The 14,973-nt window shown below is 60.7% G+C and carries 15 protein-coding genes; 12 read left to right on the top strand and 3 right to left on the bottom strand.

The genetic code is table 11. The annotated features are described in order from the left end of the window. The first annotated feature begins 7 nt into the window (after positions 1–7). The 4 genes from ileS to ispH all read left to right on the top strand — a co-directional run bounded on the left by ileS (position 8) and on the right by ispH (position 4,916). Positions 8–2,839 (top strand): isoleucine--tRNA ligase, encoded by a 2,832-nt coding sequence (gene ileS, locus MF6394_RS02720; protein ID WP_044270795.1) that lies wholly within the window; start codon positions 8–10, stop codon positions 2,837–2,839. Further along, on the top strand, positions 2,832–3,344 hold the full coding sequence (gene lspA, locus MF6394_RS02725; protein ID WP_078466169.1) for a signal peptidase II: 513 nt from the start codon (positions 2,832–2,834) through the stop codon (positions 3,342–3,344). The genes ileS and lspA overlap by 8 nt, the downstream gene beginning before the upstream one ends. Positions 3,345–3,351: 7 nt before the next feature. Continuing rightward, positions 3,352–3,789, top strand: a complete 438-nt coding sequence (locus MF6394_RS02730; protein ID WP_171905470.1) for an FKBP-type peptidyl-prolyl cis-trans isomerase — start codon at positions 3,352–3,354, stop codon at positions 3,787–3,789. 179 nt (positions 3,790–3,968) lie between these two features. Continuing rightward, complete coding sequence (ispH, locus tag MF6394_RS02735) at positions 3,969–4,916, top strand: 4-hydroxy-3-methylbut-2-enyl diphosphate reductase (protein ID WP_032893637.1); 948 nt, start codon at positions 3,969–3,971, stop codon at positions 4,914–4,916. Here ispH and MF6394_RS02740 read toward each other — a convergent pair. Beyond that, positions 4,870–5,451, bottom strand: a complete 582-nt coding sequence (locus tag MF6394_RS02740; RefSeq protein ID WP_044270798.1) for a GspH/FimT family pseudopilin — start codon at positions 5,449–5,451, stop codon at positions 4,870–4,872. The genes ispH and MF6394_RS02740 overlap by 47 nt on opposite strands. 196 nt (positions 5,452–5,647) lie before the next feature. On the opposite strand from MF6394_RS02740, the gene pilV reads away from it, so the two are divergent. Genes pilV through thiO form a run of 5 tightly spaced genes read left to right on the top strand, consistent with a single transcriptional unit; the run spans position 5,648 to position 8,958 of the window. Continuing rightward, positions 5,648–6,133, top strand: coding sequence for a type IV pilus modification protein PilV (gene pilV, locus MF6394_RS02745; RefSeq protein ID WP_069557556.1), 486 nt, complete (start codon positions 5,648–5,650; stop codon positions 6,131–6,133). Next, positions 6,130–6,837, top strand: a complete 708-nt coding sequence (locus tag MF6394_RS02750; protein ID WP_044270800.1) for a prepilin-type N-terminal cleavage/methylation domain-containing protein — start codon at positions 6,130–6,132, stop codon at positions 6,835–6,837. The genes pilV and MF6394_RS02750 overlap by 4 nt, the downstream gene beginning before the upstream one ends. A 5-nt stretch (positions 6,838–6,842) precedes the next feature. Then, the gene (locus MF6394_RS02755) at positions 6,843–7,373 is read left to right on the top strand and encodes a pilus assembly PilX family protein (protein WP_044270801.1); all 531 of its coding nucleotides are present in this window, start codon (positions 6,843–6,845) and stop codon (positions 7,371–7,373) included. Positions 7,374–7,384: 11 nt separating this feature from the next. After that, on the top strand, positions 7,385–7,789 hold the full coding sequence (locus MF6394_RS02760; RefSeq protein ID WP_078466170.1) for a type IV pilin protein: 405 nt from the start codon (positions 7,385–7,387) through the stop codon (positions 7,787–7,789). A 59-nt stretch (positions 7,790–7,848) separates the two neighbouring features. Then, a complete protein-coding gene (gene thiO, locus MF6394_RS02765) occupies positions 7,849–8,958 on the top strand; it encodes a glycine oxidase ThiO (protein ID WP_078466171.1) in 1,110 nt (369 codons plus the stop codon). On the opposite strand, the gene MF6394_RS02770 is transcribed toward thiO, so the two are convergent. Together MF6394_RS02770 and MF6394_RS02775 are read right to left on the bottom strand one after the other, a co-directional pair. Further along, positions 8,945–9,178 (bottom strand): PP0621 family protein, encoded by a 234-nt coding sequence (locus MF6394_RS02770; RefSeq protein ID WP_032897621.1) that lies wholly within the window; start codon positions 9,176–9,178, stop codon positions 8,945–8,947. The two genes, thiO and MF6394_RS02770, sit on opposite strands and share 14 nt — an antisense overlap. A gap of 127 nt (positions 9,179–9,305) precedes the next feature. Next, positions 9,306–10,331, bottom strand: a complete 1,026-nt coding sequence (locus MF6394_RS02775) for an outer membrane protein assembly factor BamD (RefSeq protein ID WP_044270805.1) — start codon at positions 10,329–10,331, stop codon at positions 9,306–9,308. 149 nt (positions 10,332–10,480) lie between these two features. Here MF6394_RS02775 and rluD point away from each other — a divergent pair, with 149 nt between their 5' ends. From rluD to clpB, 3 genes are all read left to right on the top strand, one after another. Continuing rightward, positions 10,481–11,443: a 23S rRNA pseudouridine(1911/1915/1917) synthase RluD gene (rluD, locus tag MF6394_RS02780; protein WP_003188422.1), complete on the top strand. Its 963-nt coding sequence runs from the start codon at positions 10,481–10,483 to the stop codon at positions 11,441–11,443. Further along, positions 11,440–12,165: a peptidoglycan editing factor PgeF gene (gene pgeF / locus MF6394_RS02785; RefSeq protein ID WP_078466172.1), complete on the top strand. Its 726-nt coding sequence runs from the start codon at positions 11,440–11,442 to the stop codon at positions 12,163–12,165. The genes rluD and pgeF overlap by 4 nt, the downstream gene beginning before the upstream one ends. A 135-nt stretch (positions 12,166–12,300) precedes the next feature. Continuing rightward, positions 12,301–14,865 (top strand): ATP-dependent chaperone ClpB, encoded by a 2,565-nt coding sequence (gene clpB / locus MF6394_RS02790; RefSeq protein ID WP_003188426.1) that lies wholly within the window; start codon positions 12,301–12,303, stop codon positions 14,863–14,865. Positions 14,866–14,973: the final 108 nt, after the last annotated feature.

Consider the following 14,973-nt stretch of genomic DNA (forward strand, 5'->3'; position numbering starts at 1 on the left):
GCCTTAAATGACCGACTATAAAGCCACGCTAAACCTTCCGGACACCGCCTTCCCAATGAAGGCCGGCCTGCCACAGCGCGAACCGCAGATCCTGCAGCGCTGGGACAGTATTGGCCTGTACGGAAAGTTGCGCGAAATTGGCAAGGATCGTCCGAAATTCGTCCTGCACGACGGCCCTCCTTATGCCAACGGCACGATTCACATCGGTCATGCGCTGAACAAGATTCTCAAGGACATGATCCTGCGCTCCAAGACCCTGTCGGGCTTCGACGCGCCGTATGTCCCAGGTTGGGACTGCCACGGCCTGCCGATCGAACACAAAGTCGAAGTGACTTACGGCAAGAACCTGGGCGCGGACAAGACCCGCGAACTGTGCCGTGCCTACGCCGCCGAACAGATCGAAGGGCAGAAGTCCGAGTTCATTCGCCTGGGTGTGCTGGGCGAGTGGGACAACCCCTACAAAACCATGAGTTTCAAGAACGAGGCCGGTGAAATCCGCGCCTTGGCCGAAATCGTCAAGGGCGGTTTCGTGTTCAAGGGCCTCAAGCCCGTGAACTGGTGCTTCGACTGCGGTTCGGCCCTGGCCGAAGCGGAAGTGGAGTACGAAGACAAGAAGTCCTCGACCATCGACGTGGCCTTCCCGGTCGCCGACGACGCCAAGCTGGCCGAGGCGTTCGGCCTGGCAAGCCTGGCCAAGCCGGCCGCCATCGTGATCTGGACCACCACCCCGTGGACCATCCCGGCCAACCAGGCGCTGAACGTGCACCCGGAATTCACCTACGCCCTGGTGGACGTTGGTGATCGCCTGCTGGTGCTGGCCGAGGAAATGGTCGAGTCGTGCCTGGCGCGTTACGAGCTGCAAGGTTCGGTAATCGCCACCACCACCGGTTCTGCGCTGGAGCTGATCAACTTCCGTCACCCGTTCTATGACCGTCTGTCGCCGGTGTACCTGGCTGACTACGTCGAGCTGGGTTCGGGTACTGGCATTGTTCACTGCTCGCCTGCCTATGGCGTGGACGACTTCGTGATCTGCAAGAAGTACGGCATGGTCAACGATGACATCATCAACCCGGTGCAGAGCAACGGCGTATACGTGCCTTCGCTTGAGTTCTTCGGTGGCCAGTTCATCTTCAAGGCCGACCAACCGATCATCGAAAAGCTGCGTGAAGTCGGTGCGCTGATGCAAACCGCCACCATCCAGCACAGCTACATGCATTGCTGGCGTCATAAGACCCCGCTGATCTACCGCGCTACGGCGCAGTGGTTTATCGGCATGGACAAAGAGCCGACCAGCGGCGACACCCTGCGTGTACGTTCGCTCAAAGCCATCGAAGACACCACGTTCGTCCCGGCGTGGGGCCAGGCGCGCCTGCACTCGATGATCGCCAACCGTCCGGACTGGTGCATCTCCCGCCAACGTAACTGGGGCGTTCCGATCCCGTTCTTCCTGAACAAGGAAAGCGGTGAACTGCACCCGCGCACCGTCGAGTTGATGGAAGTCGTGGCCCAGCGTGTCGAGCAGGAAGGCATCGAAGCCTGGTTCAAACTGGACGCCGCCGAGCTGCTGGGCGACGAAGCGCCGCTGTACGACAAGATCAGCGACACCCTCGACGTGTGGTTCGATTCGGGCACCACTCACTGGCACGTGCTGCGTGGCTCGCACCCGATGGGTCACGAGACCGGCCCGCGCGCCGACCTGTACCTGGAAGGTTCGGACCAACACCGTGGCTGGTTCCACTCGTCATTGCTGACCGGTTGCGCCATCGACAACCACGCGCCGTATCGCGAGCTGCTGACTCACGGTTTCACCGTCGACGAGACGGGCCGCAAGATGTCCAAATCGCTGAAGAACGTGATCGAACCGAAAAAGATCAACGACACCTTGGGCGCCGACATCATGCGTCTGTGGGTGGCCTCCACCGATTACTCGGGTGAAATCGCCGTGTCGGACCAGATCCTGGCCCGCAGCGCCGACGCCTACCGCCGTATCCGCAATACCGCGCGCTTCCTGCTGTCGAACCTGACCGGTTTCAACCCGGCCACCGACCTGCTGCCGGCCGAGGACATGCTCGCCCTGGACCGTTGGGCCGTGGACCGTACCCTGTTGCTGCAGCGTGAGCTGCAAGAGCACTACGGCGAATACCGCTTCTGGAACGTCTACTCCAAGATCCACAATTTCTGCGTGCAGGAGCTGGGTGGTTTCTACCTCGACATCATCAAGGACCGCCAGTACACCACCGGCGCCAACAGCAAGGCGCGCCGTTCGGCGCAGACCGCGCTGTACCACATCAGCGAAGCGCTGGTGCGCTGGATCGCGCCGATCCTGGCGTTCACCGCCGACGAGCTGTGGGAATACCTGCCGGGCGAGCGTAACGAGTCCGTCATGCTCAACACCTGGTACGAAGGCTTGACCGAACTGCCGGCCGACTTCGAACTGGGCCGCGAGTACTGGGCAGGCGTCATGGCCGTCAAGGTTGCAGTGAACAAGGAGCTGGAAGTCCAACGTGCGGCCAAGGCCGTGGGTGGCAACCTGCAAGCCGAAGTCACTCTGTTTGCCGAAGATGGCCTGACCGCCGACCTGGCCAAGCTGAGCAACGAACTGCGCTTCGTGCTGATCACCTCCACCGCGAGCCTGGCACCTTTCGCCCAGGCCCCGGCAGATGCCGTGGTCACCGAAGTGCCGGGCCTGAAGCTCAAAGTGGTGAAGTCGGCCTTCCCTAAATGCGCCCGTTGCTGGCACTGCCGTGAAGATGTGGGTGTGAACCCTGAGCACCCTGAAATCTGTGGTCGTTGTGTCGACAACATCAGCGGTGAAGGCGAGGTTCGCCACTATGCCTAATGCAGCCAGTCGTTTCGGACGTCTGAGCTGGCTCGTACTGAGCCTGCTGGTGCTGGTCATCGACCAGGTCAGCAAGGCTCACTTCGAGGGCTCCCTGGAAATGTTCCAGCAAATCGTGGTGATCCCGGATTACTTCAGCTGGACCCTGGCCTACAACACCGGCGCCGCTTTCAGCTTCCTGGCTGACGGCGGTGGCTGGCAGCGCTGGCTGTTCGCGGTGATCGCCGTGGTGGTCAGTGCCGTGCTGGTGGTGTGGCTAAAGCGCCTGGGCCGCGACGACACCTGGCTGGCCATCGCGCTGGCCCTGGTGTTGGGCGGCGCGCTGGGTAACCTGTATGACCGCATCGCCCTGGGCCATGTGATCGACTTCATCCTGGTGCATTGGCAGAACCGCTACTACTTCCCGGCGTTCAACTTTGCCGACAGCGCCATCACCGTTGGTGCAATCATGCTGGCGCTGGATATGTTCAAGAGCAAGAAAACCGGAGAAACCGTCAATGACTGATCAGGTATTGGCTGAGCAACGCATCGGCCAGAACACGGAAGTCACTTTGCATTTCGCATTGCGCCTGGAGAATGGCGACACGGTAGACAGCACTTTCGATAAGGCCCCGGCGACCTTCAAGGTTGGCGACGGTAACCTGCTGCCTGGTTTTGAAGCGGCATTGTTCGGGTTCAAGGCGGGCGACAAGCGCAACCTGCAGATCCTGCCGGAAAACGCCTTCGGCCAGCCCAACCCGCAAAACGTGCAGATCATCCCGCGTTCGCAGTTCGAAGGCATGGACCTGTCGGAAGGCTTGCTGGTGATCTTCAATGATGCGGCCAATACCGAATTGCCCGGAGTGGTTAAAGCGTTCGATGATGCGCAAGTGACCATCGACTTCAACCATCCGTTGGCTGGCAAGACGCTGACCTTTGACGTCGAGATTATCGGCGTCAAAGCGCTGTAACTGACCGTACACGGTCTAAAATGTGGGAGCGGGCTTGCTCGCGAATGCGCAGTGTCAGCCACCGAGTTATTAGGCTGACCCACCGCATTCGCGAGCAAGCCCGCTCCCACCTTTGATCCCATTGCTCATACGGTCAGCGTCAAACCTGACCCAAGTGGCTGCAAGGCACGAGGCACAGCATGCAAATCAAACTCGCCAACCCCCGTGGCTTCTGCGCTGGCGTGGACCGGGCGATCGAAATCGTCAACCGCGCCTTGGAAGTCTTCGGGCCGCCGATTTATGTGCGCCACGAAGTCGTCCATAACAAGTTCGTGGTCGAAGACCTGCGCGCACGCGGTGCGATCTTTGTCGAAGAACTCGACCAGGTCCCCGACGACGTTATCGTCATCTTCAGTGCCCATGGCGTGTCCCAGGCCGTGCGTACCGAAGCGGCCGGCCGTGGCCTTAAAGTGTTCGATGCCACCTGCCCGCTGGTGACCAAGGTGCACATCGAGGTAGCGCGCTATAGCCGCGACGGCCGCGAATGCATCCTGATCGGCCATGCCGGTCACCCGGAAGTCGAAGGCACCATGGGCCAGTACGACGCCAGCAACGGCGGCGCCATCTACCTGGTGGAAGACGAAAAAGACGTTGCCAACTTGCAGGTGCACAATCCCGACCGCCTGGCTTTCGTCACCCAGACTACCTTGTCCATGGACGATACCAGCCGCGTCATCGACGCCCTGCGCACGCGATTCCCGGCCATTGGCGGCCCCCGCAAGGATGACATCTGCTACGCCACGCAAAACCGCCAGGATGCGGTCAAGCAGCTGGCGAATGAATGCGATGTGGTACTGGTGGTCGGCAGCCCTAACAGTTCCAACTCCAACCGCTTGCGCGAACTGGCCGAACGCATGGCCACACCGGCATACCTGATCGACGGTGCCGAAGACATGCAGCGCAGCTGGTTCGACGGTGTCGAGCGTATCGGCATCACGGCGGGTGCCTCCGCTCCGGAAGTGCTGGTGCGCGGCGTGATCCAACAGTTGCAGGCCTGGGGTGCCACCGGCGCCGATGAGCTGGCGGGTCGTGAAGAAAACATCACGTTCTCGATGCCCAAGGAGCTGCGGGTCCGCTCGCTGCTCTGACGGCCAGGGTGCTGGAATAACCTCGGCATAATGCCTGTTCGGTCTTGTCACTGCGCAGGCTGACGCGCCCGCTGGGGGCCAGCACGATCTGATACAGGCTCTGTGCATGGGCCTTGTCACACACATGCACGGTGCCGGCACGAAATCCCCCGCCGGCGAACACCGGCTCCCCCAGGCCGCTGAAGCGCACTTGGCTCGTCACCGGGCCATTACCGGCGACCGGCACGCGCCCACTGCCCTCACGCTCCAGCAATACTGGATTGTCGTCATCCAGGTGGCCGCGCCCACTCACATCCAGTATCACGCGCCATCCCAGGCTCCAGTCCTCACTCTTTGCATGAATCACCACCGCCCGGTTGCGCGCGATGGCCTCGGTACGTGCGTAGCGCAGCCCGGAGGCAAGTGATTGGGCAACGTTTTGTCGTTGCTGTGATTCAAGTAAACCCTTGAAACCAGGTACGGCCAGTTGTGCGAGAAAACTGGTGACGATCAGCCCCAGCAGCATTTCAATCAGGGTGAATCCTCGTTGTTTCATGTGCGTTCCCTCCTTGGGCACGAGTGGGTTTTCTAGGTATAGCGCTTGGTCCTTGGCCCTGGATGATGGCCTTTATGTCCAAAGTATTTCCCTTTGTTCCGGGAGCAGCGCCGCTCGAAAACCGACGCTAGTCTTGGGTCGCACAGCAGGCTTTGCCTGCTTTTTTCACCGGCCTTCGACATGGATGACGACGCAAATGCCAGCCTGCCCGAACCGATTTTTCCTGCGCCTTGCGCACTCGCGCCAGTCCGGCATGACGCTGGTCGAAGTGCTGGTAGCGCTGTTGATTTTGGCGATTGGCCTGATGGGCGCTGCGGTGCTGCAACTCAACGCGCTCAAGTACACCAACAGCGCCAGGATGACCAGCCAGGCCAGTTTTATTGCCTACGACATGCTCGACCGTATTCGCACCAATGCTGGCGCTGATTACACATGGGCCAGGGCGGAGCGGGCGCCACCCAACACTGCCACCGCCAGTGTGCGTGACCTGGACCTGCACGATTTCGAGGCCAATATCATCGGTTTTGCCGGCGAGGATGCCAAAGGTTCAGTGGTGGTGAACGGGCACGAGGTCACCATCAGCATCAGTTGGGCGGATGCCCGGGCAGCAAACCGGCCAGGGGCGCGGGAAACCTTCACCCTGACCAGTCGCATCAGTAATGAACAAGGAGTGTCGCAATGAAGCGTCTTGCGCGAGGTTTCAGCCTGGTGGAAGTCTTGCTGGCGCTCGCCCTCGGGTTGGTTTTGATACTGGGGGCAAGCCAGATACTGATCAGTGCGCGGTTGACCCATGCCAGCCAGCAGGCCGCCATGCTGCTGCAGGATGATGCGCGGTTTGTGCTGAGCAAGATCACCCAGGATATTCGCCAGGCAGGCATGCTGGGGTGTTTGGCCGTGGCCGCTATCGATAATGCTCCGGCTGCCTTTGATCGGCCGATAAGCTGGGAAGCGGCGGGGAGTGCGAAGTCGCTGACGCTGGTGACCGCGAATGTCGGCGATGGCATCGGCAAGCCTGACTGGACAGTGTTGTCCGACTGCAAGGAGGCGGCCAGGGCTTATGCCGGCACACCACCTGCTGTCGAACCCGGCCAGCTTCGCTTTGGTATACGTCAACTTACCTACACCTACGAATCGGGCCAGTTGAAGATCAGTACTCCGACAGCACCCGCCAGGGCGGTATTGATGGATAACGTGCGGGCATTCGACGTCAGCTTCGGCATGGCGGCCACCTCGGCATCAACGGTCGTGGTGCGATATGACAGCCATCCGACCGATGAGTCGCTGATACGTAGCGTGCGTATTCTCATGACCCTTCAAGACCCCGCCGGGCGGGTGAAGGACCAGACCTACAGCGTCGTGGCGGCACTGCGGAACCGGCTGGGGTAGGGGCAATGACCATGCAGGGTAGCATTCGTGTACGGCAGACCGGGATGGTGCTGCTGATCAGTCTGGTGTTCCTGTTGGTGCTGTCGCAGGTGGGGCTGTCCTCGATACAGGCTGCGGTCTCCCAGCAAAAAGTCGCGAGCAGCCTGTGGCATCGCAATCAATCGTTTCAAGCTGCCGAAAGCGGCCTGAGGTTGGGGGAATCGGCCGTGCAAAAGGTTGGTCATGCGATGCCTGTCTGCCACTCCATCACCCGCTGTGCGCCGCCCGCTGAGGCTTTTTCGTTGACGGCGGCCGGGACGAATCCTGCCTCGGCAGTCACCTGGCTCGCCTTGAAGGATGGTTTTTATGGCATTCAATCCCTCGGGGAGGGTGAAGGGCTGGCTCATTTACCGCCCCGTTCCCCTGCCTCGCTTTTTCGTGTCACCTCGGTCGGGCTCGCGGGGCAATCGCGCACGGTGCTGGAGACGGTCTATGCACGGGTGGAGGAGGGCGGCCGTGTCAGGTTTCGACGGGTCTTATGGCGGCAACTTCAATAAGGAGCAATCGGATGGGCAAGGAGAGCCAGGGTTTTACCCTGATGGAGTTATTGATCGTGGTGGCGATCATCGCGTTGCTGGCGGGAATTGCGTACCCCGGGTACCTCGGCCAGGTAAAAAAGGTGTACCGGGCGCAGATCGTCGCGTTGTTGAGCGAACAGGCCCAGCATCTGGAGCGTTCGTATACGAGAAATGGCACTTTTATTGATGCAGACGACGTCAGCGCGGGCAATGATCACTATAGAATCAGTGTCGTCCTGAACCCCCAGGATTTTGACCTGCTCGCCACACCTGCTGCGGACTCGGTCATGGCGAACGACGCGTGCGCAGCCTTCAGCTTGACCAGCACCGGTATGCGCAGCAACCCGGGAGCGGTGCCTGAAATGTCGCCCAAGGTCTGCTGGGGGCAAGGATGAGCGTACTTGAAGCGTGGGCGCCGGGCGCGCCTTTCCCTGTTTATCGGCTGGATCAAATGATGGCTAAGCAACAGCAAGTGGTGATTGTCGGCGGCGGAGTAATCGGGCTGTTGACGGCGTACAACCTCGCCAGTGAGGGCCAGGCAGTCACGCTGCTGGAGCGCGGGGGGCTCGGGCAGGAGTCTTCCTGGGCGGGCGGTGGGATTGTTTCGCCGTTGTATCCGTGGCGCTATAGCCAGGCGGTCACTGCCTTGGCCCATTGGTCCCAGGATTTCTACCCGCAACTGGCACAACGGCTGTTTGCAGCCACCGGCGTCGATCCAGAGGTTCACACCACGGGTTTGTATTGGCTCGACCTGGATGACGAGGCGGATGCACTGGCCTGGGCTGCGCGTGAAGGGCGGCCCTTGAGCAAAGTGGACGTGTCGGCGGCCCATGACGCCGTGCCGGTGCTGGGGGGCGGCTACGCCCAGGCGATCTACATGGCCGACGTGGCCAATGTTCGCAACCCGCGCCTGGTCAAATCACTGAAGGCGGCGTTGCTGGCGTTGCCGAACGTGACGATTTACGAGCAATGCGATGTGTCGGGCTTTGTGCTCGGCGACGGCAGGGTGGTGGGTGTGAATACCGCTACGGCCCTGGTTTTGGGAGATCAGGTGGTGCTTGCGGCCGGCGCCTGGAGCGGGCAGTTGCTGGGTACTCTGGGCCTGGCGCTGCCCGTGGAGCCGGTCAAAGGCCAAATGATCCTGTACAAATGCGCGTCCGACTTTTTATCCAGCATGGTCCTGGCCAAGGGGCGCTATGCGATCCCGCGGCGGGATGGGCACATCCTGATCGGCAGCACGTTGGAGCATGAAGGATTCGACAAGACGCCAACCGGCACCGCGCTGGAAAGCCTCAAGGCGTCTGCGGTGGAATTGATTCCCGCCTTGGCGGACGCCGAGGTAGTCGGGCATTGGGCCGGTTTGCGGCCTGGCTCACCCGAAGGTATACCGTTTATCGGTGAGGTCCCTGGCTTCAAGGGGTTGTGGCTCAATTGCGGGCATTACCGCAATGGCCTGGTACTCGCACCGGCCTCTTGCCAGTTGTTCACCGACTTGCTGCTGGCGCGGGCTCCGATCATCGATCCAGCGCCTTACGCCCCCGCAGGTCGCCTCAACGCTGGATAGACTTTGGCCCTTGCTCCAGGTGCGCCTGGGTGCAGTACCATTGCTGGCGTGAACTCAGTGCGCGGTCCTGCGGCAGGTGCACGCCACAGTGGGCGCAACGCACCATCAGGGCCGCATCCGGCTCAGCAGGCCGTTGCTGACGGGCGGCAGGGTTTTTGAATTTGCGCCAGAACCATACCGCGGCGGCAATGACGGCAATCCAGAACAGTAGACGAAGCATGATGGGCATTTCTCGACAAGGAATGCGCCAGTTTAGCCAAGGTGATCACGGCCGCACAGGGCAATAAATACTCGCTCATAAAAAAGGGAGCTCCTTGAGAGCTCCCTTTTTGCGTTGCGTCGAACAATCAGTCGAACACACCGAAGGTCATGTAGCTGAACCACGAGCGGTCCTGGTTATCGCCCAGGGCTTGCGGCTCTTCTTCTTCGAGCACATCGCCGTTCTCGTCGTGCGGCTTGAGCTCGGAAGGAATGGCGTCCTTGGCGTCCTGGTACATCTTGATCACGTCCTGGTTGGCGCGGGTTTCACCCGGCGGCAGCGGTGGACGGGACTCGATCAGGCCCAGGGTGTACTTGCTCAGCCACGAACGGTTGTCCGCTTCGGCAACCTGAGGCACGAACTGGCCGTCTTTCAGGCTCGGGTGGTCAGGGTAGTTGAGCTTCAGGGTTTCCAGGCTGGTCGTCGCCAGTGTGTCCAGGTGCAGACGCTGGTAAGCCTCGGTCATCACGGCCAGGCCGTCACCCACGGACGGGGTTTCCTGGAAGTTTTCCACCACGTAGCGGCCACGGTTGGCGGCGGCCACATAAGCCTGACGGGTCAGGTAGTAGTGGGCCACGTGGATCTCGTACGAAGCCAGCAGGTTGCGCAGGTAGATCATGCGCTGCTTGGCGTCCGGCGCGTAGCGGCTGTTGGGATAGCGGCTTGTCAGCTGGGCGAACTCGTTATAGGAGTCGCGGGCAGCACCCGGGTCGCGCTTGGTCATGTCCAGCGGCAGGAAGCGCGCCAGCAGGCCAACGTCCTGGTCGAACGAGGTCAGGCCCTTCATGTAGTAGGCGTAGTCCACGTTCGGGTGCTGCGGGTGCAGGCGGATGAAACGCTCGGCAGCGGACTTGGCAGCTTCCGGCTCGGCGTTCTTGTAGTTGGCGTAGATCAGCTCAAGCTGGGCCTGGTCGGCATAGCGGCCGAACGGGTAACGCGACTCCAATGCCTTCAGCTTCGCTGTGGCGCTGGTGAAGCTATTATTGTCCAAGTCTGTCTGAGCTTGCTGGTACAGCTCGACTTCGCTCAGGTTTTCGTCGACGACGTCCTTTGTTGACGAGCAAGCAGCAGTCATGGCGAGGATGGCGATCAGCAGCAGGTGTTTCACTTGCATGGCGGCTTGCGTCCCTATGACGGCCGCTGTCTTGGGCGGGGCCGTCCTGTTATGATGAGCGCCCCGTTGAAAGCCTCGGGGCAAAAGACGCCGTATTTAACCACAAGCGCGCAGCCGAAACCAAAGGCTACGCCACGCCTAGTCTGAGCATGTCCGATAAAATTGAACTTCGCGCAGAGGTGCCGTCCGAATTGGGCGGCCAACGCCTCGATCAAGTCGCCGCACAATTATTCGCTGAGCACTCGCGCTCGCGCCTTTCCGCCTGGATCAAAGACGGCCGCCTGACTGTGGATGGAGCGGTTATCCGCCCGCGAGACATAGTCCATGGCGGTGCGATTCTTGAGCTGACTGCCGAGCAGGAAGCCCAGGGAGAATGGGTCGCCCAGGACATCGAGCTGGATATCGTCTATGAAGACGACGACATCCTGGTCATCAACAAACCCGCAGGCCTGGTGGTTCACCCGGCCGCCGGGCACGCTGATGGCACCTTGCTCAATGCCTTGTTGCACCACGTGCCGGACATCATCAATGTGCCGCGCTGCGGCATCGTGCACCGTCTGGACAAGGACACCACCGGCCTTATGGTGGTAGCCAAGACCATTCAGGCGCAGACGCAACTGGTTACGCAATTGCAGAGCCGTAGCGTCAGCCGCATCTATGAGTGCATTGTGATCGGCGTTGTTGTGGCCGGTGGCAAGATCAACGCACCCATTGGTCGTCACGGCCAGCAGCGCCAGCGTATGGCGGTGATGGAGGGCGGCAAGCAAGCCGTCAGCCACTACCGTGTGCTGGAGCGTTTCCGTTCCCACACCCATGTGCGGGTCAAGCTGGAAACCGGGCGTACCCACCAGATTCGCGTGCACATGGCGCACATCAACTTCCCGTTGGTCGGCGACCCGGCCTACGGTGGCCGCTTCCGTATTCCGCCGGCGGCCAGCCAGACCATGGTTGAGTCGCTCAAGACGTTCCCGCGCCAGGCATTGCATGCACGCTTCCTGGAACTGGATCATCCGACGAGCGGTAAGCGCATGAGCTGGGAATCGCCACTGCCAGACGATCTGGTCTGGCTGTTGTCGCTGCTCAAGCAGGATCGCGAGGCGTTTGTCGGATGAATGACTGGCTGATACCTGACTGGCCCGCGCCGGCTCGGGTAAAAGCCTGCGTCACCACCCGTGCGGGCGGCGTCAGCCTGGCGCCGTTCGACAGCCTCAACCTGGGCGATCATGTCGAGGACAGCCTTGAGGCCGTCCTTGAAAATCGCCGTCGCCTGAGTGACGCCTTCGATATCCAGCCTGCCTGGTTGCGCCAAGTCCACGGTACTCAGGTGGTTGAGGCCGATCCGCGCCGTACTGTCGAGGCAGATGGCAGTTGGACCAGCACCCCTGGCATCGCCTGCGCATCCATGACCGCCGATTGCCTGCCGGCGCTGTTCTGTAATCGGGCGGGCACTCGGGTCGCCGCAGCCCATGCCGGTTGGCGTGGCTTGGCGGCTGGTGTGCTGGAAGCCGCGTTCGAACGCCTGGATACCGCCCCTGAAGACGTTCTGGTCTGGCTCGGCCCTGCCATTGGCTCACAAGCCTTTGAGGTCGGCCCGGAAGTACGTGAAGCATTCATGCAGCAACTGCCGGCCAGCGCTCAAGCCTTTGTTCCCAGCCACAACCCTGGCAAGTTCATGGCCGACATCTACCAGCTGGCGCGCCTGCGCCTGGCCGCGCGTGGTGTCACCGCTGTGTATGGTGGCGGTTTGTGCACTGTGACCGACCCGCGTTTCTTTTCTTATCGCCGCAGCCCGCGTACGGGCCGATTCGCCTCCCTTATCTGGCTTGAACGCTAGACTGTCCTGATCTGTATCAACCGTCCGCCGCTTGAAACGCCCAGAATCCACCCCATCTATAAGGGTATCTGGCAGGTTTCTTCATTCAGGATGTGTTTGTTCATAGCTCCGGCCTGCTCAAAAGGAAGGTGACTAATGCGTATTGATCGTTTAACCAGCAAATTGCAGTTGGCCTTGTCTGACTCTCAATCCTTGGCGGTGGGCCTCGACCACCCGGCCATTGAGCCTGCGCACTTGATGCAGGCGCTCCTGGAACAGCAAGGTGGCTCTATCAAACCCTTGCTGATGCAGGTGGGCTTTGACGTTAACAGCCTGCGCAAGGAGTTGAGCAAAGAGCTCGACCAACTGCCGAAAATCCAGAACCCCACCGGCGACGTGAATATGTCCCAGGATCTGGCGCGCCTGCTCAACCAGGCCGACCGCCTGGCCCAGCAGAAAGGTGACCAGTTCATCTCCAGCGAACTGGTGCTGCTCGCCGCCATGGACGACAACAGCAAACTCGGCAAATTGTTGCTGGGGCAGGGCGTGAGCAAGAAAGCCCTGGAAAACGCCATCAACAACCTGCGTGGCGGCGAAGCGGTCAACGACCCCAACCACGAGGAGTCGCGCCAGGCCCTGGACAAATACACCGTCGACCTGACCAAGCGTGCCGAAGAAGGCAAGCTGGACCCGGTGATCGGTCGTGACGATGAAATTCGTCGCACCATCCAGGTGTTGCAACGTCGCACCAAGAACAACCCGGTGCTGATCGGTGAACCTGGCGTGGGTAAGACCGCGATTGCCGAGGGCTTGGCCCAGCGCATCATTAATGGCGAGGTACCAGACGGCCTAAAAGGCAAGCGCCTGCTGTCTCTGGACATGGGCTCGCTGATTGCCGGTGCCAAGTTCCGGGGTGAGTTCGAAGAGCGCCTCAAATCCCTGCTTAACGAATTGTCGAAGCAGGAAGGGCAGATCATTCTGTTTATCGACGAACTGCACACCATGGTCGGCGCCGGTAAAGGCGAAGGCTCCATGGATGCCGGCAATATGCTCAAACCCGCCTTGGCGCGGGGGGAATTGCACTGCGTCGGTGCGACCACGCTCAACGAATACCGTCAGTACATCGAAAAGGACGCAGCCCTTGAGCGTCGCTTCCAGAAAGTCCTGGTGGAAGAGCCGAGCGAAGAAGACACCATCGCGATCCTGCGTGGCCTGAAAGAGCGCTATGAGGTCCACCATAAGGTGGCGATCACCGACGGTGCGATCATTGCGGCGGCCAAGTTGAGCCACCGCTATATCACTGATCGTCAGTTGCCGGACAAGGCTATCGACCTGATCGACGAAGCGGCCAGCCGCATCCGCATGGAGATCGACTCCAAGCCGGAAGTGCTGGATCGTTTGGATCGACGCCTGATTCAACTGAAAGTCGAATCCCAGGCGCTGAAGAAAGAAGAGGACGAAGCGGCCAAGAAGCGCCTGGAAAAACTCCAGGAAGAAATTGTCCGCCTGGAACGTGAGTATTCGGACCTCGAAGAAATCTGGACCTCGGAAAAAGCCGAAGTACAGGGCTCGGCGCAGATCCAGCAAAAGATCGAGCAGTCCCGCCAGGAACTGGAAGCCGCGCGCCGTAAAGGCGACCTGAACCGCATGGCCGAGTTGCAGTACGGGGTGATCCCGGACCTGGAGCGCAGCCTGCAGATGGTCGACCAGCACGGTAAGCCTGAAAACCAGTTGCTGCGCAGCAAGGTGACCGAGGAAGAAATTGCCGAAGTGGTCTCCAAGTGGACCGGTATTCCGGTGTCGAAGATGCTCGAAGGCGAGCGCGACAAGCTGCTGAAGATGGAAAGCCTGTTGCATCAGCGCGTCATCGGCCAGGAAGAGGCGGTGGTGGCGGTGTCCAACGCGGTACGGCGTTCGCGGGCAGGTTTGTCCGACCCGAACCGTCCAAGCGGCTCGTTCATGTTTCTGGGCCCGACCGGTGTGGGTAAGACCGAGTTGTGCAAGGCGTTGGCCGAGTTCCTCTTTGATACGGAAGAGGCCATGGTGCGGATCGATATGTCCGAATTCATGGAGAAACACTCGGTGGCTCGCCTGATCGGTGCTCCACCAGGCTATGTGGGCTATGAAGAGGGCGGTTATCTGACCGAAGCCGTGCGGCGCAAGCCTTACTCGGTGATCCTGCTGGATGAGGTCGAGAAGGCGCACCCGGATGTGTTCAACATCTTGCTGCAGGTGCTCGAAGATGGTCGCTTGACGGACAGCCACGGGCGCACGGTGGACTTCCGCAATACGGTGATCGTGATGACCTCCAACCTGGGCTCTGCGCAGATCCAGGAATTGGTGGGTGATCGTGAAGCCCAGCGTGCGGCGGTGATGGACGCGTTGACCACGCACTTCCGTCCGGAATTCATCAACCGGGTCGACGAAGTGGTGATCTTCGAGCCTCTGGCGCGGGATCAGATCGCGGGCATCACCGAGATCCAGTTGGGCCGCCTGCGTAGCCGCCTGGCTGAGCGCGAGCTGGACCTGGAGCTGAGCGGCGAAGCGTTGGATAAGCTGATCGCGGTCGGTTACGACCCAGTGTATGGCGCACGGCCACTTAAACGTGCGATCCAGCGCTGGATCGAGAACCCACTGGCGCAGTTGATCCTGTCGGGCAGCTTTATGCCTGGCACTCGCGTTACGGCGACGGTGAAAGACGACGAAATCGTCTTCCATTAAGCCCAGCGCTTGGCGTAAACAGAGAAGGCCCCGCATCGCGGGGCCTTTTTTTTCGATAGGGCGTTGAACTGTAAGGCAAAGGCTTGTAAAGTGCGCCCCGCAGCAACG

Origin of the sequence: Pseudomonas sp. MF6394 (assembly GCF_002018845.1) — a bacterium.
Lineage (GTDB): Bacteria > Pseudomonadota > Gammaproteobacteria > Pseudomonadales > Pseudomonadaceae > Aquipseudomonas > Aquipseudomonas lactis.